Below are 20,336 nucleotides of genomic sequence, written 5' to 3'. Positions count from 1 at the left end.
TGTCGTTCCGTTCAAACCGATCGTGCCGTCGAAGGGCCAGCTATCGCCGCATTGGCAGACGAACGCACGAAGGCACTCTCGATCGCCGGGATCGATGACAACAAGGCCCTGGTGTAATCATCGGCCGGGTTGGAAAACACCTGATCGACCGGTCCGGATTCGACGATCCGCCCGCGGTGAAACACCAGCACACGATCGGCGATATGCTGGACGACGCCCAGATCGTGCGAGATGAAAAGCAGCGCGGTGCCGAGGCGCGCCTGCAGCTCGCTCAGCAGATCCAGCACCTGCGCCTGAATCGAAACATCCAGCGCCGACACCGGCTCGTCGCACACGATGATATCGGGCTCAGCCGCCAGCGCACGCGCAATGGAGACACGCTGCCGCTGGCCGCCCGACAGCGACCGCGGAGTGCGACCGAGATGACCCGCGTTCAGACCGACCTGCTCGAGCACCGCGACGATGCGGTCGCGCTTTGTGCGCGCGTCGCCGGTCAGGTTTTCAGCAATCACATCGGCTACCCGGTAGCGCGGGTCGAAACTACTGAGCGCATCCTGCGGGATATATTGCAGCCTTGCGCGCAGCGCGCGCCGCTCGGCCTCCGCCACCCCGGACCACGGCTGCCCAAGCAGGCGCACCTCGCCCTCATCCGGCGCGAGCAGTCCGAGCACGATCTTGGCGCAGGTCGACTTGCCAGATCCGGATTCGCCGACGATGCCGACAACCTCGCCGGCCTTCACAGCAAAACTGACCCGATCCAGCGCCGGAAGCGGCGGCTCGCGGCCAGACATCCGCCGCGATACGTATCGCTTCGATATGCCGTCCACCTGCAGTACCACGGCGTCATCCGATGGCTTGCGGGCCGGAAGCTGTTCGCGGACGATGATAGACCCGTTGGTGCTGCCGCCTTCGGCGCCGGCGACGTCAAACCGGGCGGAGGCCAGCAGATGTCCTTTTGAATCAGCGGATGGGATCGCAGCAAGAAGCTGGCGCGTATAGGGATGGCGCGGACGGCGCAAGACATCCGCCGTAGCTCCGCTGTCCACGATGCGGCCGTCGCGCATCACGATCACCCGATCGGCAATGCCAGCCACAACTGCGAGATCGTGGCTGATCAGCAGCAGTCCGGCGCCTTCCCGCACGCGCTCGGCCAATACGGCCAGTACCTGCGCCTGGACGGTGACATCCAGCGATGTGGTCGGTTCGTCTGCGATGATGAGATCCGGGTCGGCGGCAATGGCCGACGCAATCAGTGCGCGCTGGCGCAAACCGCCGGAGAGCTGATGCGCATATTGCGCAGCCCGATGTTCGGGATCGGGAATGCCGACCTTGCGCAGCACATCGGTGACACGTGCGGCAACCGTTTGTCGCCCACGTAATGTCCGATGCGCGGAGAGCACCTCGCCGACTTCCTGGCCGATGGTACGCAGCGGGTCCAGCGACACCAGCGCGTCCTGCATGACCAGGCCGGTGACCGTGCCGCGCAGCTTGCGCCAGTCGGCTTCACGAAATTGCAGCGCATTACGGCCTTTGATCTGGAAACGGTCAGCGTCGATCTCGGCCCCGTCGCCGGACAGGTTCAGCAGGCTGCGTGCTGTAATGCTCTTGCCCGATCCGGACTCGCCGACCAGCGCCACGCATTCGCCGCGGCGGATCGTCAGGTCGAAGTTCCGGACGATCGGCGTGCCGCCATTGGCGCCGGAAAAGCCAATCGAGAGTCCCTCAATATCGATCAGCAAGTCGTCGGGTTGCGGGATGACCAGATATGGTTTGTCCGTCATGCCAGCCGTCCTTCGAACCGTTTCTGGATGGCATTGCCGACCAGCGTGAAGGCAATCACCGTCAGCGTGATGGCGAGTCCGGGAAACGCGCCGGGCCACCACGCCACGCGCAGCACGTCGCGGCTCTCCGCCAGCATCACGCCCCATTCCGGCGTCGGCGGCTGCGGGCCGAGGCCGAGAAAGCTGAGGCCCGACACCGCGAGGATGGTATTGCCGATATAGACCGTCGCGATTACCGGCACCGCGACCAAGACATTCGGCAGCACATGGCGGATGAAGATCTGCCAGCGGCCGAGGCCGTAGACGACGGCATGCGTCACATAATCGGCATCGCGCACCAATTGCGTTTGGGCCCGGATCACGCGGCCGAATTTCGGGATGCCGGCAATGCCGACCGCAATGGCGATGTTGAGCATACCCTGCCCGAGAAACGTGACCACCAACATCGCCAGCAACACGCCGGGGAATGACGACAGCACGTCGAACACGCGCGACGTCGCCTCATCGAGAAAGCGGTTACGCTGTCCGGCGAGAATGCCAAGCACGATGCCGAAGGCCAGACTGATCGCCATGCCGCCGAGCCCGATCAGGAGCGAATAGCGCGTGCCGTGGATGGTCCGCGCGAACACGTCGCGGCCGAGCCGGTCGGTGCCGAACAGATGCTCCCAGCTCGGCGGCTTCAGCCCTAGCGCGTAATCGCCGATCAGCGGATCGAACTGGGTGAAGGCGCGTGGGAATGCCGCGGCCAGAAGCAGCACGAACAGAAACGCCAGAGAGATCGCAAGGCCCGGCGACAGCAATCGCGGCGCGATCACGGCCGCCGTCGTCACCGTTTCCACCGCACCGGGCGGATTGACCTGCGGGTCAAGCGCGATGGACAGGTCCGCGAGCGGACGGGTTTGCACGTTCATTGCGCCCTCAGTCTCGGATCGATCAGCAAATACAGGATGTCGAGCAACGTCGACGCGGCGACATGGATGAAAGCGGCCAGCAGCACCACGGCCAGCACCACCGGCACGTCATGGGTCAGCACGGCGCCGAGCGTCACGGTGCCGAGACCAGGACGCCCGAAGACTTTCTCCGTGATCACAGCGCCGCCGAGCAGTCCGCCGATCAGCCAGCCGCCGAGCGTCACCGCCGGCAGCAAGGCATGCCGCAGCACATGGCGTGCGCGGATCACGAGCTCGCCGACGCCGCGCGAACGCACCGTGGTGACGAAGGGCTGATCGAGCGTCTTCTCCATCGCCTCACGCAGCACCTGCGCCAGGAGACCCGCTGTCGGCAGTGCCAGCGTCAGCGACGGCAGCACGATCGATTTCCAGCCACTGGCACCGGACACCGGAAACCAGCGCAGCGTGAAGGAAAACGCCATCAGCAGCAGGATGCCAAGCCAGAACACCGGCGTGGATGCGAATACCAATTCCAGAAAGGATGCGATCTGGCGCGAGATGCGCCCGCGGCCGGCTGTCAGCAGCGCGAGCCCGACTGCGATCACGATGGCCAGAAGCCCGCCGAGCAGCGCAAGCTGCACGGTCGGCATCAGTTGTGATCCCACCACCTCGGTGACGGGCTGACGCAGCACATAGGACGTGCCGAAATCGCCCTGCAGGATGCGCCAAAGAAAATCCAAGTACTGCGCGGGCAGACTGCGGTCGAGCCCCCACTCCGCCGCAATCGCCTCGCGCAGCCCTGGATATTCCAGATCGCCCGCCAGGATATCCTGGATGCGCCCCGGCAAGGCGTGCAGCGCCAAGAATGCCGCCGTCACACTCGCCCAGGCCACCACGAGACTGGTGAGCAATCTGGAAATGATACGAGACCACATGATCTCGTCTACTTCGCCAGCCAGAAGTCATAGGCGCTCGACGGCGAGTCCAGACCCGCCTCGAAGCTCAGCCCGTTGACGTTGTTCTTCGCCGCCAGAAACCAGCTCGGAGCGAACATCGGCACGATGAAGGCCTGGTCGACGCCGAGCTTCTGGATTTCATCGGTGAGAGCACGCTTCTTCGTCACATCAGTCGAACGCAGCGCTTCATCGATCAGACCCGTGATCTGAGGATCCGGATTGGCGATGTTGGAATACAGAAAGCCTTTGGAGCCGAGCATGTCCCATAACTCCCGCGCCGGATCCGATGGATTGTCGGTGTTCGGATAGATCGTCCAGTTGCCGTTGGCGTTGTTCTTGGCATATTCGCCAGCGGTGATGATGCGCAGGTTGAGATCGAAGCCGATATTCTTGCGCAACGCGGCCTGGATGCCCTGGATCAGCACTTCGCGGTTGTCGCGGACGTAAGGCTGCGGATAGCCGACGTCGATCTTCAGGCGCACGCCGTTCTTGGTGCGGAAGCCCTCAGAATCGCGGCCGGTCCAGCCGGCTTCGTCGAGCAGCTTGTTGGCGCCCGCGATATTGTTGCCCCACGCACCGACCAGCGCCTTGTTATAGGCCGGGTTGGCCGGGCCAATGATCGACCATGCACGCGGCACCGTACCGAGATAGACCTGCTTGACCAGCGGCTCGAGATCGAAGCCGTCTCGCAGCGCGCGCCGGACCCGCACGTCATCAGCCGGCGGAATGGTGTAGTTGATGTTGAACGTAAACGACGTGCTGGCGCCGGACGGGCCGGTCAGCAACTTGAACTCGGCCTGATCCGCAAACAGCGCCACGTCGGTCGGCTGCACGCCTTCGATCAGATCGACCTGTCCCGACGTCAGCGCACCCGCGCGCACCGCAGCCTCCGGCAGAAAGCGCAAGGTCACGCGATCAAGATAGGCCGGCCCGCTATGCGCGGCATAACCCGGTCCCCACTTGTAATCCTTGTTGCGGACGAACACCGCCGACTGGCCGCGGCTGTAGCGCTCGAACACGAACGGCCCGCTGCCCGCCAGCAGCGGCCCGCCGCCGCACAGGTCGCCTTTGGCAAGGGCCTTCGGCGAGATGATGCCCAGTTTGACGTTGGACGTGGACTCCAGGAACGTCGAATCCGGCTGCGTCAGGATCAATTTGACGACATAGGGCGACACCACTTCGGCACGATCGAAATATTGCAGCAGCGCGACTGCATTGGTGGCATTTTCCGGCTTCTTGACGAAATCGTAATTCGCCTTCACCGCCGCCGCGTCGAACTTATCGCCGTCGTGGAAGACGACGTCCTCGCGCAGTTTGTACGTATATTCCTTGCCGTCCGGCGAGATCGACCACTCAGTCGCCAACCATGGCGCGAAGGTACCGTCGGTCTTCTTGCCAACCAGCGAGTCGATATAGTTGCGCGCCACGAAAAATGCGGCCTGCTGCGAGGCGCGATGCGGATCGAAGCAGCTCGGCTCGGTCGCAACGCCCCATGTGATGGCGCCACCGGAAACCGGCTTGCCCTCCTGCGCCTGCGCAAGCTGTCCGCCCAGCATGACCGACGCGATGACGATCGCAGTGCGTGGCGAAATACTAATCTTCCTCATTGGGGACCGTCCGTTGGTGTTTTTCACTACCAACCGCAGCAGCAACGTCTCGCATTTTCTGAAGTGATCGATGGCATGGAGTTGCCACTTCATCTGAGCGCTGCAACGCGGTAGCAATTTGTAGCGCGATCTAAATCTGCAATCCGCGCAAAGACAATGCACTTCGCGCGATCTCACCGTCGCGACACCAAGTTTGAAAGATCATTCGCGATGCGATGCGATCAGTGGGCGAATGTCATACGCGCAAGCCCAAATACAACTGGATCGCTCTCCGCCTCGCCCATCAGGAATGCTCCATGAGTGAACGCAAACTGCATCTCAACGTGAACCTGCTCCATTCCGGGGTCTATGCATCGGCATGGCGGCTGCCTGACAGCGATCCCGGCGCATTCTACGACGTGCAGCATTATGTGAATGTCGCGAAGATCGCCGAGCGCGGAAAGTTCGACGCGATCTTTCTCGCCGACACGCCGGCCATCACCGACCGCATCGACCTGCGGCCGTTTCAATCCATGGAGCCGACCATCGTTCTGGCAAGCGTGGCTGCGGCGACCACGCATATCGGCCTGATCGCCACCGCATCCACGACCTATAACGAGCCATATAACATCGCACGGCGCTTCGCGACGCTGGACCATGCAAGCGGCGGACGCGTCGGCTGGAACGCGGTGACCACGGCGGATGCGTCTGCGAGCCGCAATTTCGGCCTGTCGAACGTGCTCGAACACGGCTTGCGCTATGAGCGCGCGAAGGAATTCGCCGAAGTCGTGCACGCGCTATGGGACAGTTGGGAAGACGATGCCTTTGTCGGCGACAAGGCGACTGCGCGTTTCGTCGATACGTCGAAGGTCCACGCCATCGATCATCGCGGCACGCATTACACCGTGGCTGGCGCCCTGACCGTGCCGCGCTCGCCGCAGGGACGGCCGATCACCGTGCAGGCCGGCGGATCCAGCGACGGCCGCGACCTCGCCGCGGCGCAGGCCGATGCGGTGTTCACGCTGTCGCAATCGATCGAGGATGGCGTCGCCTATGCGCGTGATCTGCGGGCGCGGGCCGTTGCCTATGGCCGACCGTCGGATTCCATCGTGATCCTGCCGGGCCTCGCGACCATCATCGGCAGCACCGAGGCCGAGGCGCAGCGACGGCAGGATAAGTTGTGGGACCTGGTGCCGATCCAGTACAGCCTGTCGCGCCTGGCGGGAACACTGCATGTCTCGCCCGATATCCTCGAACTCGACAAGCCACTACCGGACATCCCACTGCCGGCCAATGCCAACCAGACGATGTTCAAGGGCACCGTCGCCATGGCCCGCAAGGATAATCTGACGGTGCGGCAACTGCTCAAGGCGCTGGGCGGCGGGGTCGGCCATCGCATCATCGTCGGAACGCCCGAGGCGATCGCCGACGATATCGAGGCCTGGTTCAGGGCCGGTGCCGCCGATGGCTTCAACCTGATGCCTGACGTCTTGCCGACCGGTCTGGCCGTGTTCGTCGACGAGGTCGTCCCGCTGCTGCAGAAGCGCGGCATCTTCCGCCGCGACTACGAGGGGACCACGCTGCGCGATCACTTCGGACTCGAACGTCCGCCCAGCCGCTACGCGAAGCGCCCCGCAGCGGCCGTCACGGCGTGATAGCACCATAGGTGACTGCTCCCGCCGCGATCGGCGGGAGCAGTCATGGTCGCGCTCACCTGCCCTATGGCGCGTGGAACACCAGCGCGCGCAGCTCGATGCTCTCGCGCGGCGGCGCATCAGCAGGCGCAGTCGGATCCGCAAAGGCCGTATGCGGAGCGAAACGTGCGACGCCGTCTTTGATCGAATCGTAGCACTTCAGCAGCAATATCTCGTCGGGCGTCATATCCGGTACGTAGTACCAGCGATGCTGCGGATTGAATTTTACCGCATAGGTTTCACCGACCCGGTGCTGATAGACCAGATCCGATCCGACCAGTTCGTCAAAGCGAACGGTCCGCGCATCGGCGACCGCCAGCGGCGAATCCTTCAACGGGCCACGGATCGGACGCCACAGATTGATGATCTGCACGCGCCCCTTGAGCAATTCTTCCGCATCCTCCGGGAGTAGATCGCGGACACGTTGCGGACCCGATCTATCGGTGTGATCGACATGCACCCGGGCGACAGGCTGGCGCGGGCCTTCGCCGCGGTCATTGACGCCATCGACGCGCTTGCGCACGGTATGATCGAAGATGAAGACACGGCTCGCGCCGGTGATGTCTTTGAGCAGCTTCTCGGCTTCGGGATAGTAGACGTCCTTGACGTTCTCGTCGTCGTAGAAATCGGACACCGCGCTGTGCTGGTGCGCCACCGCAAAGCCGTGTTCATCGAGCGACCACTGATCGATGCTCGGTCGCGCATCATGGATCGCAACCGCATGCGGCTCCGGCTCCGCAGTGGAGCGCGGCTCGCCGGCCGGAGGATCGAATGTATAGGTGCGAGGGCGGCCATTGATCGGTGCCAGGTAGTTCAGATCCGCGGTGACGAATGCACCGGCCGTGATCTTCTCGTTGAGCAGTCCCATGATGGTTCTCCCGATTGATATGGGCTCATCACACATTTCATGCGCCCCATTTGGTTCAATCTGATCCCGGAGACCCACCGCGCCAATGGGGCGTTTCAAATAAGAACGTCATTTCCCGTCGGCGTGAAAACGGATGATGTGATTTCAGCATCGGTATCGATTGAAGATGTTTGATGTTGTGATCACGATCATCGTGAACAAAGTTCGGCATCGGCGTTCCCACGCAAGCAGGACATCGCTTGCATCCGCAAGCATTTACGCCTCATGACCGACGCTCCGAAAGAAGGATTGGAAGCCGTTCGGCCCAACTTTGGAATTCCCAAGCGCGCTGTGTGGAGCGTTAATGGGCGCCTTCAGGAGTTGAATTGATGCCACATCCACCACGTCTCGCCGTTGCCATCGCAGGCGCTCTCGCGCTCGCGACGGCCGTCGAGACCTATCACGCTGCCCATCAGCCCAAGCCTGACACGTCCCGGAATACTGCAGCCACAGCGACGCCAGCCCAGCAACTCGATCGTGCCCTGCAGGCGCTCCGCCTCGATACAGTCAGAGACAACGCATCGGCCATGTAGACGGAAGAAGGGACCAAGGCATGTATCTCGGAAAGATGATCGCTTTGGTACTGGGACACGCGACGTTCCTCAGCCTGTTCGTGTGGTGGTTTCGCTAAACGGGGCTCTCGCCTTCCGGCGGGACCGCCTCGCGGTGTCAACTCAACCGCGCGAGGCCTTCAGCAAAGCTGCCTTCCCCTTTACCCGTGGAAAGATTTGCTCGGCAAAGCGCTGCATCTCGCTCTCCAATGGCTGGAATTGCAGCATGAACAACTCGATGCCGGCGGCATGGAATTCGCGAATGCGCGCGGCGACCGTATCGTAGCTTCCCACCAGACCCGCAGCGGTTCCGCCATTGGTGCCCACCCGCGGCGACTTCTGCATCGTCTGCATCATCACGACCTTGGGATCGGTATTCACACGCTGGATGGCCTTCATCGGCGCGTCCTGCGCGGCGAGCGCCAGCAGACGCTGATGTGCCTGCTCGGCTTCTGCGTCCGTCTCACGCGCGATCACGAAGGCCGACAGGCCGAAACGCAGCGGTGCGCCGACCCGCGGTCGTGCCGCGACATTGGTGATCAGTGCCGCGACATCGGACAGCGGCTGGCCGTTGATGAACCAGACATCGCCATGGGACGCGACCAGATCACGCGCCGGCTCCGACTCGCCGCCGACATAGATCGCAGGCCGCGCGCGGTACAGATCCTTCGGCCGCAGCGCGTAGTCTCGGACATCGAAATTTTCGCCCTTATGCGTCATCCGTTCCCCGCCCATCAGTTGCGCGACGATCGAGATCCATTCCTTGCCATAGGCATAGCGATCGTCATGCTCGGCAAAGCCGATACCGGCCTTCTCCAGCTCGGGCTTATTCCAGGCATTGACCAGATTGAGCGCAAAGCGACCGCGGCTGATATTCTCGATCTGCAGTGCCATCTTGGCGAGCACGACCGGATGGAACAGATAGGGCTTGATCGCCGCAATGATCTCGATCCGGCTGGTCAGCGCAGCCAGCGCTGCTGCAGAACTCCAGGTCTCGAGTTGATCGAGATCTTCCTGATGCGGATTGATGGTGTGCTGCGCGATCAGGGTCGAATCGTAACCCAGCGCCTCGGCCTGCAGGACCAGCGCCTTGTTGCGCTCCCACGACGCATCATACGGCTCTTCAGGATCCTGATGCGCCGCCCGTGGCCCATGCACCGGTGCCCAGACGCCAAATCGAAGAGGATTCGTGCTCATTGTCTGCCTCATATTCACGTCGCTCTCGCTATAAGACGACCCGCACACAACAATGCAAGCACCGCCATGCACTCACGACATCGGCGGCAAAATAGCGCGGATCGAATGAGAAACTTCTTCTTCGCATGACGCATAGCACCACAAGAAAATTCCACTGCGCTTCGGGCCGATCGAATTTCAAGGCAACACGCAGCTTCATTTTCCAAAAACAAGCACTGCAAAAGATCGTTCAACTCCCAATCGCGTCGCTCGGATATCAAACTGATCTAATATCGCATGGAGAATGGTTTCGCCGAAGAAACTGAAGACGCTGCGCTTTTCGTTGCTCTATCATCGCCGCTGAATTTCAGAACTGCAGCAATGGATGGCAGGGTGAGCAACGTCGACTACGTCATTCAACAGGAGTATCGCGCGCCCGCAACGCCGGCACCCGCGCGCCACGCTTCCGCCATTGCGAAACCCGGCCTAAAGCCAAATCTGATCGTCCTGTCCTGGATCGCGCCAGTCGTCCTCATCGTTGTATGGGAAGCGCTGGCGCAGGCCGGTTGGCTGTCGCCGCAAGTGCTTCCTGCACCTTCGAAGGTGCTACGCACGGCGTGGAAGCTGACTCTATCCGGATCGCTGCTGAACGATCTCGGCGTCAGCCTGCTGCGTGCGGCCGCCGGCTTTGCAATCGGTGGCAGCATCGGCTTCATCCTCGGCACGCTGGTAGGCTTCTCGCGCATCGCCGAAGCATTGATCGATCGCAGCGTGCAGATGATCCGTGCGATCCCGTTCCTCGCCCTCGTCCCGCTCGTCATCGTCTGGTTCGGCGTCGGCGAAGGACAGAAGATCTTTCTGGTCTCGCTCGGCGTCGCCTTCCCGATCTATATCAACACCACGCTCGGCATTCGCCAGATCGATCCGAAGCTGATCGAGCTCGGCCGCGTGCAAGGATTGTCCACGCTGCAATTGATCCGGCGCATCATCCTGCCCGGCGCGCTGCCGTCGATCCTCACCGGTGTCCGCTATTCGCTGGCAACGGCATGGCTGGCGCTTGTGGTGGCCGAGACCGTCGGCGCGCAATCAGGCCTCGGGTTCCTCGCCATGGACGCCCGCGAGTTCCTGCGCACCGACGTGATCGTGCTGACCATCGTGATCTACGCGCTGATCGGCGTTGCCGCCGACTCCATCGCCCGGCTGCTCGAACGCAAATTGCTCGCCTGGCATCCGAACTACGGCAAGGGCACACGATCATGAGCCCGACATCTGTGACATCAAGCGAAAACGCCGTAACCGTGAGCGGCCTGACGCGCGCCTATGGACCGCGGGTGGTGATCGACAGGCTGGATCTTCGCATCGGGCGCGGTGAATTCGTTGCGCTGCTTGGCGAAAGCGGCTGCGGCAAGACGACGTTGCTGCGCGCCCTCGCCGGCCTCGACCCGATCCAGGGCGGACATATCGATGCGCCGGGACGACCTGCCGTGGTGTTTCAGGAACATCGGCTACTGCCTTGGGATACGCTCTGGCAGAATGTCTCGCTCGGCCTTCCCGGCGCGGATGCGCGCAAGCGTGCCGCTGCCGCGCTAGTTGAGGTCGGTCTAGGCGACCGGCTGGACGACTGGCCGCGTAATCTGTCCGGCGGACAGGCGCAGCGCGTCGCCCTCGCCCGTGCGCTGGTGCAGGAGCCCCGGCTGCTGTTGCTCGACGAGCCCTTCGCAGCACTGGACGCGCTGACGCGGATTCGCATGCATGTGCTGGTCAAGGAGCTCGTGGCCCGCCACCGGCCCGGCGTTCTTCTCGTTACACATGACGTCGATGAAGCAATTGCTCTGGCCGACCGAATTCTGGTGATGCGCAACGGCGTGATCGCGTCCCAGCACCGCGCCGACACGCATGGCGGGCCGGCTGCATCCCGCGATCAACTGCTTCGCGAACTCGGCGTCGCCACCAATCTCCAGGTCGCCTGATTCCACCTCACAGGAAGTTTTCTCATGTCAAACCCGTTCTTCACATCGTCACGCCGGGATTTTCTCAGTCTCGCGATGGCGGGTGTCAGCGCCTATGCCGGAATTCATCTCGCCAGCCATGACGACGCCGTCGCGCAAAGCACCGGGCGAAAGACCGACAAGGTCCGTCTCACCTGGGGCTATCATGGTCTCACGCTGATCGCCAAGGAACGCGGCGAGTTCGAGAAGGCACTCGCCCAGCATGACATCAAGGTGGAATGGCTCGGCCCATTCCCGAACCACGCGCCGACCTTACAGGCAGTGACCGGTGACAGTGCTGATTTTGGCTTTGGCGGTAGCACCACGCCCGCGCTGGCCGCCATTATCGCCGGCTCTCCGCTCGTCTTCACCCAATTCGTGCTCTACGAGCCGCGCACGACGGCGATCATCGCCAAGGATGATTCCGGCATCAACAAGGTCGAGGATCTGGTCGGCAAGTCGGTCGCGGTCAACCGCTCCGGGCTTGGCGAGTTCCTGCTCATCGCAGCGCTCGAGAAGCACAAAGTTGACCGCTCCAAGGTGAAATTCGTCTATCTCAACCCGCCGGACGCAGCGCCGGCGCTCGCATCCGGCAAGGTGGATGCCTGGTCGATGTGGTCGCCGGGCGTCGACATCGCGCGGCTGGACTACAAGGCTCACGACGTTTTCCTTGAGGGACGCGACCTGCCGTTCCAGATCGACTTTTCCTCTTACGTGACGTCACGCAAGTTCGCGACGGACAATCCTGCCATCGTGCGGGCGCTCAACGCGGCCTACGAGAAGGAAGCGCAGTGGGTCAACAAGAACACCACCGACGCCGAGCATCTCATCCAGAAAGTCGCCAAATATGACGACCGGATTCGCGACCAGTTCATCGAGCGCAAACGCAACTACACGCTCATCCCCGTGTCGGACAAGAAATTCGTCGGAGAACTGCAAACCGCAGCGAACTGGCTGACCGAGCGAAAGGTCCTGCCCGAGTCCGTCACCGTCTCGGATCATCTGGCCAGTCTTTAAGTTTTTATCGCCGCTCGATCCCCCCACCGGAATCGCCGAGAAAGCATCCCATGAACAAGCCCACACCGCAGCACTCGTTCGACGTGTCGCAGCCGATCCGGATCGGCTCGTCCGATCTGCAACAGTTGTTTGATCACATCGCGCAGGGCGAGGCAGAGCGCGAGCACGACCGTGTCCTGCCTTACGACATTATCGCGCTGATCCGCCGATCGCGGATCGGCGCGCTCCGCATTCCCAAGGCCGACGGCGGCGGCGGCAGCACCGTGCGTGAACTGCTCACTGCAGTCATCAGGCTGGCGGAAGCCGATGCCAATGTCGCGCATATCCTGCGCAATCACTATAGCGTGGTCGAGCGCCTGCTGGCCTCGCCGCCAAGCGCACAGAATCGCAAGTGGCGCGACGACGTCGCGGCTGGCGCCATCATTGGCCTCGCCACCACGGAGCTGGGCAGCTCGCAGGTGGGAGACATCGCTCCCGCCACCACCGTCACGCCGGATGGCGACGGCTACCGCCTTAACGGCACGAAATATTACAGCACCGGCACGCTCTATGCGGACTACGTGCTGGTGCGCGTCGCGGACGGCGATGAAGCACTCGCGACCACGATCATTCCGGTCAAACGCGAGGGTATCGAGCTGGTCGATGACTGGGACGGTTCGGGCCAGCGCCTGACCGGAAGCGGCACCACGCATTTCCGCAACGTCCGGGTCGAAGCGGCAGAACTGATCTTCGATCAGCCTAATATCGGTTATGGGGCCGCCTATCAGAACACGTTCGCGCAACTCTATCTGACGGCCATCAATGCCGGCATCGCTGCAGCCATCCTGCGTGACGCCAGCGACCTGGTCAGGCGGCGCGCGCGCAGTTTCTATTACGCGCCCACCCTTCGCCCGCGCGAGGACCCGATCCTGCAGCAGACTATTGGCCAGATCGCAAGCAATGCGTTCGCGGCAGAAGCGACCGTGCTGGCCGCGGCCGACGCGCTTGACGTATCGAGCAAGGCCCCGGATCGGGAAGACACCAAGCCGGCGCTGGATGCCGCCCTCGCATCGTCCAAGGCCAAGATCGTCGTCGACGAACTGGCCATCCGCAGTGGCAGCCTGCTGTTCGACGCCGGCGGCGCATCCGCGACCAAGAAGTCCGACAACCTCGACCGTCACTGGCGCAATGCGCGGACGCTGTCGTCGCACAACCCGGTGACCTACAAGGCGCAGGCTATCGGCGCGTATGAGGTCAACGGCACGCCGCTGCCGGCCAAGGGCTTCTTCTAGGCCATCCGGAACGCTGCGACATCGCAGCGAGCGCGGTACATTCACTTCATTCCCAACCTGGACACATCATGAAAGCTGCATCTCGATTTCTCATTCTCTCCCTTTCAGCGCTTGCACTGTCGTTACCCACCCTGCAGGCCAATGCCGCCGACAAGCCGCTCAAGGTCGGCGTTTCCGCAGGGCCCTATGGCGACATTCTTCGCGAGGCCGCACGGCTTTCCGAGAAAGAGGGATTGAAGGCGGAGATCATCGAGTTCAACGACTGGAACCAGCCCAATGCAGCGCTGCAGGCAGGCGACATCGACCTCAACAACTTCCAGCACCGCTTCTATCTCGCCAATCAATCGAAGGTGCGCGGCTACAAGCTCTCCGCCCTCGATGAATCGATCCTGGTGCCGGCCGGCGTCTTCTCCAAGAAATACACCAAGGCCTCCGACATTCCCGACGGGGCCAAGATCGCCATCCCCAACGACCCGACCAATGCAGCGCGCGCATTGTTGCTGTTTCAGACCGCCGGACTGCTCAAGTTGAAGACCGATGCCGGCCTCTCGGCGAGCATTCTCGATGTGACTGAAAATCCGAAGAAGCTGCAGATCGTCGAGATCGACGCGGCCCAGTTACCGCGATCTCTCGATGACGTGGCAGCCGCCTTTGTGTCATCCAACTACGCCTATCTCGCTGGCCTGGATCTCAACAAGGCGCTTGCGGCCGAGACCAGCGTCATCGAAGCCAAGCCATATTATACCCTCGTCTTCGCCGCGCGCGACGATCGCAAAGACGATTCGCAAATCAAGAAGTTCATCTCGATCTATCGTTCGCAGCCGGTGAAGGATTTCATCCGCACCAAGTTCAACGGCTCGATCCTCGCCGCCTGGTAATCCCAACGGGATGGCAGCTCGCGTGTCCTCCCTGACGCGATATGGCATGGCCCGACCACGGGCCGCGCCTGTTGGATAGCGACAGCGGCAGCGGGCCGGCTATCCAACCATCATCGCGGGCTGATCTTGCTGCGCACCGATGCCTGCGTCACGAAACTGTTGGGCGGTACGTCTTCGGTCAACCAGACATTGCCGCCGATGGTGGAGCCGCTTCCGACCACGATGCGTCCCAGAATGGTCGCGCCCGCATAGATGATGACATCGTCCTCGATGATCGGATGGCGCGCATTGCCCTTGATGGCCTTGCCCTCGTGATCGGTGGGGAAGTGCCGGGCTCCAAGCGTTACCGCCTGATAGATTCGGACGCGATCGCCGACGATGGCAGTTTCGCCGATCACGACGCCGGTGCCATGGTCGATGAAGATGCTGGCGCCAAGACGCGCGCCCGGGTGAATGTCGATTCCCGTTGCGCTATGCGCCAACTCGGCGATCAACCGCGCCACCATCGTTGCCCCGAGATTGTAAAGCAGGTGCGCGACGCGGTGATGGATGATCGCCACCATACCGGGATAGCCAATCAGGATTTCGGGGAAGCTCGTTGCAGCAGGATCTCCCACGAAGGCGGCCCTGAGATCGCTGACCAGCCTGCCTCGGATCTCCGGCAGCCGGGCGGCGAAGTCGCGCGTCAACGTAACGGCATCCTCGAAATGTCGCTCGGTCGGCGCGCCGTCGGAAACGAAAGTCTGCCCGCGGTAGACTTGCTCGAGCAAGCCATCCAGCGCGGCGCCCAATTTGCCTTCGACAAACGCGTCGATGCTTTCGGTGCCGAAATCGGAGCGGCCGTAATGCCGGGGAAACAATGCCTCGGTGAGGCTCTTGAGCACCTCCGCGAGGGCCTCGCGCGACGGCGCCCGTCTGCTCGGCCCACGCTGCCAGATATTATGGGCAACGTCGCGGGACTCGCGCAGCCCGGCAACGATCGTACCCAGGTCCCAAAGTGGCGCCGGACCGTCCCGACCTGTGTCTTGTTTGACGTCCTCGGCAACCCTCGACATCGCGGCTCCCCTGTTGCGATCTCATGCAGCTGCAACTGTGACTCATGAGCCTGGGACAAGGAATTCCAAAAGTGCAGCATTTTCGATATGTCCATCCTTCCTCCTCACGCGCCGACCTCACATCACGTGCCCTTCGCTTCCGATACGATCGCGATCAGGCACTGAACCAGCGTGCGCGCAGCTCCAAAGCCTGTGCACGCTGTGGCGGAACGATTTCACGGCGGCGGATGGCTGCTGCCGTCGCCAAATAGCGGTTCATTCGCCGCACATGCCTGCGCACAGCATCGTCGTCATTGCGGTGCCGATAAATTTGGATGGCCATTTCATTGACGAACGAACGCCGACGTCGGATATTCCTCATACAGATTATGCACTTCGGAATGCCTGCAATGACCGCATATGAGACAACAGTAGTGAGCCAGTCGCGCAAGCGCGTGACCTGCCGCTGCGTGTCCGCGGCCACCGGCGCGTGTTGTTGATTCCGGCGTAACGACTCACACCGAACAACCCATCACTTACCGATAGGATCGCTGCCTCGGCGGCGAACAGAACGCGCATGTCCAATGCCTATGTCATCGAAGTCTTCAATCGCACTGCCGGAATCGTCGTCGCCGAAGAGCGCGGATTTCGTTTCTTTTCCTCAGAAGCTGCCTTCGACACGCTCGAAGGCGACCATTTCGGATCGGCCCGGGCAGCGGAACGCGCGGCGAAGGCACTCATGGACCAGCGAAGTCACAAGGCTAGCCAATCCCGTATCGCCACGGCTCGCTGAGTTCGAGACTGTCCTCGCCCGACCAGAACGACAATCAGCGTCGAACGAACAAAATTGCCCGGCGCAGACGGCATGGAGAATATTACTCCACGCCGGAACACCCCGGCGTGCTGATCATCATTATTTCTGGCACGCGCTTGCGTAGACCGGATTTATCGCCTTGTTATCTGCAAATGTCGCGTTGGAGAAAGATGATGCGTGAACTATCGGCGGAAGCCCGGTTGCATAACCGTGCGCGCGCGTCGTCGAACCGCACAGCGGTGCGCCTGCACACGGCTGCCGTTTACGGCGCATTTGCGCTGATCGCAGCCATCGTGTTCGGCGCGACATCGGTCCGCCCATTTTGATAACGGAACGGGACGGTGAGTCGCACGCAAAAATGCGATCCCATCGTCAGAGGACATCATGAGCGATCGTTCGGAGTTTCTTTGGTACATCCCGAATGACGTGAAGGCAGGTCACCGCGGCGATGTCGTCGATCCAAACCACAACAGCGTCGAGACGCTTGTCGACCAGGCGCAAGCGCTGGAACGTCATGGGTGGAAAGGCGCGCTGATCGGAACCGGCTGGGGAAGGCCGGACACATTCACTGTCGCGTCAGTGCTGGCGGCCCGAACGACGCGTTTCGAGCCACTTATAGCCATCCGTCCGGGCTATTGGCAGCCGGCGCATTTTGCATCTGCCGCAGCCACACTGGATCAATTGAGCGGTGGCCGGGTTCGCATCAATATCGTCTCCGGCAAGGACAATCTGGCGGCTTACGGGGATGACGAAGCCGACTCGTCGCAGCGATATGCGCGGACCAAGGAATTCATGCGCATCGTCCGGCGGCTGTGGACCGAAGAAAACGTCACCTATTCCGGCGCACATTTTCGCGTCTCTAACTCAACCGCAGCGCCGCGCATCCTCCAGCGCGGCAATCGCCGACATCCGAAGCTGTATTTCGGCGGGGCGTCGGACGCGGCCGAGCATGTCGCCGCAACCGAAGCCGATGTCCAGCTCTTCTGGGGCGAACCGCTTGGCGACGTCAAACAGCGCATCGAACGGCTCAAGACCTTGAGTCAGCGCCTCGATCGGGATCTCCCGCCTTTGGAGTTTGGACTCAGGATCACAACGCTTGTCCGGGAGAGCTCGGCCGAGGCTTGGGCTGCGGCGGAAGCCAAGGTTGCCGACATGGCGAGGAAAGCAGGCGCGGGCTGGAACGACCACGGCCCTGCCATCGCAATCGGCCAACGGCGACTGCTCGACCTGCAGGCCCGCGGCGACGTCCTCGACGACAATCTCTATACGGCACCAGGAAAATTCGGCGCAGCCGGCGCCGGCACCACCTGGCTGGTCGGTTCGGCATCCGAAGTGGCCAGCTCGCTGCAGAAATACCGCGATCTCGGCATCAAGTATTTCATCCTGTCCGACACGCCCTATCTGGCGGAGATCGAGCGGCAAGGCAGAATACTCCTGCCTCTGCTTCAGGATTGATTTGCACGGCACCATCCGTCCTGATCCGGATTGGCACCATCATTCTCTATCCTGTTCGAACCAGCCCATTGCTATCACGATCTGGTGCTCGATAAGCCTGAAGATGCGAATTATATAATTGATTATCATTATATAATTTACGGGAGCGCCTTTAGGCTCAATCGTGCCGAGGTCCGCTTTGCGGCCCATTTCCGCTTCCAGAAGGACGATGTAGCCCGTCCGGAATGCAGCGCCGGCTTCCGCCGGATCGCTTTCGCTCCGAAGAGGTAAACCAGGCGGATATCGCTGCCCCGTTCGCGATACTCTGGCGCGCGAATTTAATTGTGGCGGCCTGCCGTAAGTGATTGAATTTTCAACAACTCGACTCAACTACTGATGGAGATACTTTCGCCAGCGAGGTTACTGCCATGCTTGCCGAGAAGTTTTTTCTGGTGCTCGAGACAATCAGAAGTCACGCCTCCGATGATAAGCCATCCGGTGGTAGATCATCTCCAGTCGTGACCGGTCCCGTACCGCAGATCCCGATCAAACCGCCAGGCGAAAAGCAAATTAAGACCGCCAACTGAGGCAGCTTTTTGCTTTTCACGAATGTGGGCGTTCGCACCATTCGAACAGCCCTGAGTCCCGCTGGTCCCGATCGATCTGGAAATTGCCGTCGTAATTTGCCGCGTCATGCCAACGCCAACTTGGACATGTCTTGTCGTTGTCATAGAATATTCACACGGCCTTCCGATGGAGCTACCGTTGAACGCCCAGCAGCCAATCCTGCCCGATTTAAGCGCGCCAATTGCCGTGCGACCGGGCGAACAGGCGGAAATCGAACTTAAGTTGCTGGCGCCGCGAGGTATCCTCGAAAAAATGCGCGAGATGCCCGTCATCGTGCAGCATGCGCGCAATCGCGGCGTGGTCCGCCGGCTGGAGACAATTTATTACGACACACCGGAGAGAGCGCTGTTTCAACGCGGTATGTCACTGCGCGTGCGACGCAGCGGCAAGCATTTCATTCAGACATTGAAGCTTCTGCCCGACATCGGGCGGCCGTTGGCGCGACGGCAGTGGGAAACATCGGTTGACAGTATGACTCCCGATCTGGCGCGACTTCCTGACGCCGAGATCGGCGATCCGCTGACGACGCTTACGCCCGATGCGCTCGTGCCAGCGTTTGCGACAAGAGTTCGCCGGCATGCACGGCAGCTCGATCTGCCTGACGCGTCAGTTGAAGTTGCCTTCGACGTTGGGACTATCGAGGCCGGTACGCGTCAGGAAGCCCTGTCCGAGATCGAGCTCGAATTGAAGAGCGGCAACGCCGGCGCGCTGTTCGATCTCGGAACGCAGTTGCTCGATGCCGCGCCGCTGCAGGTCGGCACACGGAGCAAGGCGGAACGCGGCTATGCGCTGGCGTTCGACGTCGTGCAATCGGCGGTGAAAGCCGAGCCCGTCAACATCACTGCCGAGCACGCGGTTGACGATGTCATTGCGCTGCTGGGGGGCGCCTGCTGGCATCATCTCCTGCGCAATCATGCGGTGGCAAAGGAAGGATCCGACCCCGAAGGCGTGCACCAGATGCGCATCGCTCTGCGCCGTTTGCGCACGATCTGTGCGCTGTTCCGGCGCGAGATCCCATCGCCCTCGTTCGAGGCAATCAACAGCGAAGCAAGGTGGCTGATGCGACAGCTCGGCCGAACCCGCGATTGGGACGTTTTCGCCACCACGACCATTTCTCGCGTGGCGACGACCACGCCGGAGGTCGACTTCGGCGGCTTGCGCGAGGCAATCGAGCGGCAGCGCAAGTCGAGCTATGGCAGCCTGCAGGCGGTTCTCGACGATCCGCGCTACAGCCGTTTTCTGCTTTCGCTCGGGCACTGGGTCGAGCGCCGCAGCTGGCGCAACGATATCGACAGCGATGCGCTGGCTGTCCTGTCGCAGCCGATGCCGGCGCTCGCCGACAAAATTCTGGCGCGACAGCAGCGGAAGGTGCGCAAGCGTGGTACGCACTTCCGGCAGCTCGACACCGCTGCACGGCACAGTCTCAGGATCCAGCTCAAGAGGCTGCGCTATGCGGCGGAATTCTTCTTGCCACTTTACGCCGGCCATGCGTCCGCCAAGCGCTACGTGGCTCGGCTTGCCAAGCTCCAAAAGAATCTGGGACGCGTGTGCGACATCGCAAGTATCCGCGGATTGCTGCGTTCGGTCAGGCAGGACGATCAGGCCGCGCTTCATCTCGCCATCGGCACCGTGACGGGCTGGCAGGTCCGCGACGAGATTGCGGCCGCGAAAACGCTGCGCAAGAAATGGCGGTGCTTCAAGGCGACGCCGGCATTCTGGAGCCGGTAAAGTA

At 61.9% G+C, this 20,336-nt stretch carries 19 protein-coding genes; 11 read left to right on the top strand and 8 right to left on the bottom strand.

The window, feature by feature from the left end:
* Positions 1 to 11: 11 nt before the first annotated feature.
* The 4 genes from AB8B20_RS28335 to AB8B20_RS28320 are packed head-to-tail and all read right to left on the bottom strand — an operon-like array spanning position 12 to position 5,234.
* Entirely contained in the window at positions 12 to 1,781 is a 1,770-nt protein-coding gene (locus tag AB8B20_RS28335) for a dipeptide ABC transporter ATP-binding protein (RefSeq protein WP_439073783.1), read from the bottom strand.
* Complete coding sequence (locus tag AB8B20_RS28330) at positions 1,778 to 2,692, bottom strand: ABC transporter permease (RefSeq protein ID WP_439073784.1); 915 nt, start codon at positions 2,690 to 2,692, stop codon at positions 1,778 to 1,780. Before AB8B20_RS28330 ends, AB8B20_RS28335 begins: the two co-directional genes overlap by 4 nt.
* Complete coding sequence (locus tag AB8B20_RS28325) at positions 2,689 to 3,606, bottom strand: ABC transporter permease (protein WP_439073785.1); 918 nt, start codon at positions 3,604 to 3,606, stop codon at positions 2,689 to 2,691. Before AB8B20_RS28325 ends, AB8B20_RS28330 begins: the two co-directional genes overlap by 4 nt.
* Positions 3,607 to 3,614: 8 nt before the next feature.
* Positions 3,615 to 5,234 carry an ABC transporter substrate-binding protein gene (locus AB8B20_RS28320; protein WP_439073786.1) on the bottom strand — a complete coding sequence of 540 codons (1,620 nt, stop codon included), beginning with the start codon at positions 5,232 to 5,234 and terminating at the stop codon, positions 3,615 to 3,617.
* A gap of 296 nt (positions 5,235 to 5,530) precedes the next feature.
* Here AB8B20_RS28320 and AB8B20_RS28315 point away from each other — a divergent pair, with 296 nt between their 5' ends.
* On the top strand, positions 5,531 to 6,868 hold the full coding sequence (locus AB8B20_RS28315) for an LLM class flavin-dependent oxidoreductase (protein WP_439073787.1): 1,338 nt from the start codon (positions 5,531 to 5,533) through the stop codon (positions 6,866 to 6,868).
* A 64-nt stretch (positions 6,869 to 6,932) separates the two neighbouring features.
* Here the strand turns inward: AB8B20_RS28315 and AB8B20_RS28310 are convergent, their stop codons facing one another.
* Positions 6,933 to 7,775 (bottom strand): CmcJ/NvfI family oxidoreductase, encoded by an 843-nt coding sequence (locus AB8B20_RS28310; RefSeq protein ID WP_439073788.1) that lies wholly within the window; start codon positions 7,773 to 7,775, stop codon positions 6,933 to 6,935.
* Between the two features lie 368 nt (positions 7,776 to 8,143).
* Between AB8B20_RS28310 and AB8B20_RS28305 the strand changes: the two genes are divergently transcribed.
* Entirely contained in the window at positions 8,144 to 8,347 is a 204-nt protein-coding gene (locus AB8B20_RS28305) for a hypothetical protein (RefSeq protein WP_439073789.1), read from the top strand.
* A gap of 141 nt (positions 8,348 to 8,488) precedes the next feature.
* Here the strand turns inward: AB8B20_RS28305 and AB8B20_RS28300 are convergent, their stop codons facing one another.
* Complete coding sequence (locus AB8B20_RS28300) at positions 8,489 to 9,562, bottom strand: LLM class flavin-dependent oxidoreductase (RefSeq protein ID WP_439073790.1); 1,074 nt, start codon at positions 9,560 to 9,562, stop codon at positions 8,489 to 8,491.
* 450 nt (positions 9,563 to 10,012) lie between these two features.
* On the opposite strand from AB8B20_RS28300, the gene AB8B20_RS28295 reads away from it, so the two are divergent.
* The 5 genes from AB8B20_RS28295 to AB8B20_RS28275 all read left to right on the top strand — a co-directional run bounded on the left by AB8B20_RS28295 (position 10,013) and on the right by AB8B20_RS28275 (position 14,695).
* A complete protein-coding gene (locus AB8B20_RS28295) occupies positions 10,013 to 10,801 on the top strand; it encodes an ABC transporter permease subunit (RefSeq protein WP_439074060.1) in 789 nt (262 codons plus the stop codon).
* A complete protein-coding gene (locus AB8B20_RS28290) occupies positions 10,798 to 11,511 on the top strand; it encodes an ABC transporter ATP-binding protein (protein WP_439073791.1) in 714 nt (237 codons plus the stop codon). The genes AB8B20_RS28295 and AB8B20_RS28290 overlap by 4 nt, the downstream gene beginning before the upstream one ends.
* Before the next feature lie 24 nt (positions 11,512 to 11,535).
* A complete protein-coding gene (locus AB8B20_RS28285) occupies positions 11,536 to 12,546 on the top strand; it encodes an NrtA/SsuA/CpmA family ABC transporter substrate-binding protein (RefSeq protein ID WP_439073792.1) in 1,011 nt (336 codons plus the stop codon).
* A gap of 50 nt (positions 12,547 to 12,596) precedes the next feature.
* Entirely contained in the window at positions 12,597 to 13,817 is a 1,221-nt protein-coding gene (locus AB8B20_RS28280) for an acyl-CoA dehydrogenase family protein (protein ID WP_439073793.1), read from the top strand.
* A gap of 68 nt (positions 13,818 to 13,885) precedes the next feature.
* Positions 13,886 to 14,695, top strand: coding sequence for a MetQ/NlpA family ABC transporter substrate-binding protein (locus tag AB8B20_RS28275; RefSeq protein WP_439073794.1), 810 nt, complete (start codon positions 13,886 to 13,888; stop codon positions 14,693 to 14,695).
* A gap of 110 nt (positions 14,696 to 14,805) precedes the next feature.
* Here the strand turns inward: AB8B20_RS28275 and epsC are convergent, their stop codons facing one another.
* Both epsC and AB8B20_RS28265 read right to left on the bottom strand, forming a co-directional pair.
* The gene (gene epsC / locus AB8B20_RS28270) at positions 14,806 to 15,750 is read right to left on the bottom strand and encodes a serine O-acetyltransferase EpsC (RefSeq protein ID WP_439073795.1); all 945 of its coding nucleotides are present in this window, start codon (positions 15,748 to 15,750) and stop codon (positions 14,806 to 14,808) included.
* A gap of 154 nt (positions 15,751 to 15,904) precedes the next feature.
* The gene (locus AB8B20_RS28265; protein WP_439073796.1) at positions 15,905 to 16,180 is read right to left on the bottom strand and encodes a hypothetical protein; all 276 of its coding nucleotides are present in this window, start codon (positions 16,178 to 16,180) and stop codon (positions 15,905 to 15,907) included.
* Positions 16,181 to 16,306: 126 nt separating this feature from the next.
* Between AB8B20_RS28265 and AB8B20_RS28260 the strand changes: the two genes are divergently transcribed.
* The 4 genes from AB8B20_RS28260 to AB8B20_RS28245 all read left to right on the top strand — a co-directional run bounded on the left by AB8B20_RS28260 (position 16,307) and on the right by AB8B20_RS28245 (position 20,332).
* The gene (locus AB8B20_RS28260) at positions 16,307 to 16,522 is read left to right on the top strand and encodes a hypothetical protein (protein WP_439073797.1); all 216 of its coding nucleotides are present in this window, start codon (positions 16,307 to 16,309) and stop codon (positions 16,520 to 16,522) included.
* A 194-nt stretch (positions 16,523 to 16,716) separates the two neighbouring features.
* Positions 16,717 to 16,869, top strand: coding sequence for a hypothetical protein (locus tag AB8B20_RS28255; RefSeq protein ID WP_086937164.1), 153 nt, complete (start codon positions 16,717 to 16,719; stop codon positions 16,867 to 16,869).
* Positions 16,870 to 16,927: 58 nt separating this feature from the next.
* Positions 16,928 to 17,998 carry an LLM class flavin-dependent oxidoreductase gene (locus AB8B20_RS28250; RefSeq protein WP_439073798.1) on the top strand — a complete coding sequence of 357 codons (1,071 nt, stop codon included), beginning with the start codon at positions 16,928 to 16,930 and terminating at the stop codon, positions 17,996 to 17,998.
* 744 nt (positions 17,999 to 18,742) lie between these two features.
* On the top strand, positions 18,743 to 20,332 hold the full coding sequence (locus AB8B20_RS28245) for a CYTH and CHAD domain-containing protein (protein WP_439073799.1): 1,590 nt from the start codon (positions 18,743 to 18,745) through the stop codon (positions 20,330 to 20,332).
* Positions 20,333 to 20,336: the final 4 nt, after the last annotated feature.

Source organism: Tardiphaga sp. 866_E4_N1_4 (assembly GCF_052076075.1).
Classification (GTDB): domain Bacteria; phylum Pseudomonadota; class Alphaproteobacteria; order Rhizobiales; family Xanthobacteraceae; genus Tardiphaga; species Tardiphaga robiniae.
This window is presented reverse-complemented; position numbering and strand designations above follow the sequence as displayed.

What these genes read in the sequence shown, in the direction of transcription:
- AB8B20_RS28290 (WP_439073791.1), top strand. Translation starts at nt 10,798, where the DNA reads ATGAGCCCGACATCTGTGACATCAAGCGAAAACGCCGTAACCGTGAGC.
- epsC (WP_439073795.1), bottom strand. Translation starts at nt 15,750, where the DNA reads ATGTCGAGGGTTGCCGAGGACGTCAAACAAGACACAGGTCGGGACGGT.
- AB8B20_RS28300 (WP_439073790.1), bottom strand. Translation starts at nt 9,562, where the DNA reads ATGAGCACGAATCCTCTTCGATTTGGCGTCTGGGCACCGGTGCATGGG.
- AB8B20_RS28275 (WP_439073794.1), top strand. Translation starts at nt 13,886, where the DNA reads ATGAAAGCTGCATCTCGATTTCTCATTCTCTCCCTTTCAGCGCTTGCA.
- AB8B20_RS28260 (WP_439073797.1), top strand. Translation starts at nt 16,307, where the DNA reads ATGTCCAATGCCTATGTCATCGAAGTCTTCAATCGCACTGCCGGAATC.
- AB8B20_RS28325 (WP_439073785.1), bottom strand. Translation starts at nt 3,606, where the DNA reads ATGTGGTCTCGTATCATTTCCAGATTGCTCACCAGTCTCGTGGTGGCC.
- AB8B20_RS28320 (WP_439073786.1), bottom strand. Translation starts at nt 5,234, where the DNA reads ATGAGGAAGATTAGTATTTCGCCACGCACTGCGATCGTCATCGCGTCG.
- AB8B20_RS28250 (WP_439073798.1), top strand. Translation starts at nt 16,928, where the DNA reads ATGAGCGATCGTTCGGAGTTTCTTTGGTACATCCCGAATGACGTGAAG.
- AB8B20_RS28310 (WP_439073788.1), bottom strand. Translation starts at nt 7,775, where the DNA reads ATGGGACTGCTCAACGAGAAGATCACGGCCGGTGCATTCGTCACCGCG.
- AB8B20_RS28335 (WP_439073783.1), bottom strand. Translation starts at nt 1,781, where the DNA reads ATGACGGACAAACCATATCTGGTCATCCCGCAACCCGACGACTTGCTG.
- AB8B20_RS28305 (WP_439073789.1), top strand. Translation starts at nt 8,144, where the DNA reads ATGCCACATCCACCACGTCTCGCCGTTGCCATCGCAGGCGCTCTCGCG.
- AB8B20_RS28330 (WP_439073784.1), bottom strand. Translation starts at nt 2,692, where the DNA reads ATGAACGTGCAAACCCGTCCGCTCGCGGACCTGTCCATCGCGCTTGAC.
- AB8B20_RS28255 (WP_086937164.1), top strand. Translation starts at nt 16,717, where the DNA reads ATGCGTGAACTATCGGCGGAAGCCCGGTTGCATAACCGTGCGCGCGCG.
- AB8B20_RS28280 (WP_439073793.1), top strand. Translation starts at nt 12,597, where the DNA reads ATGAACAAGCCCACACCGCAGCACTCGTTCGACGTGTCGCAGCCGATC.
- AB8B20_RS28315 (WP_439073787.1), top strand. Translation starts at nt 5,531, where the DNA reads ATGAGTGAACGCAAACTGCATCTCAACGTGAACCTGCTCCATTCCGGG.
- AB8B20_RS28285 (WP_439073792.1), top strand. Translation starts at nt 11,536, where the DNA reads ATGTCAAACCCGTTCTTCACATCGTCACGCCGGGATTTTCTCAGTCTC.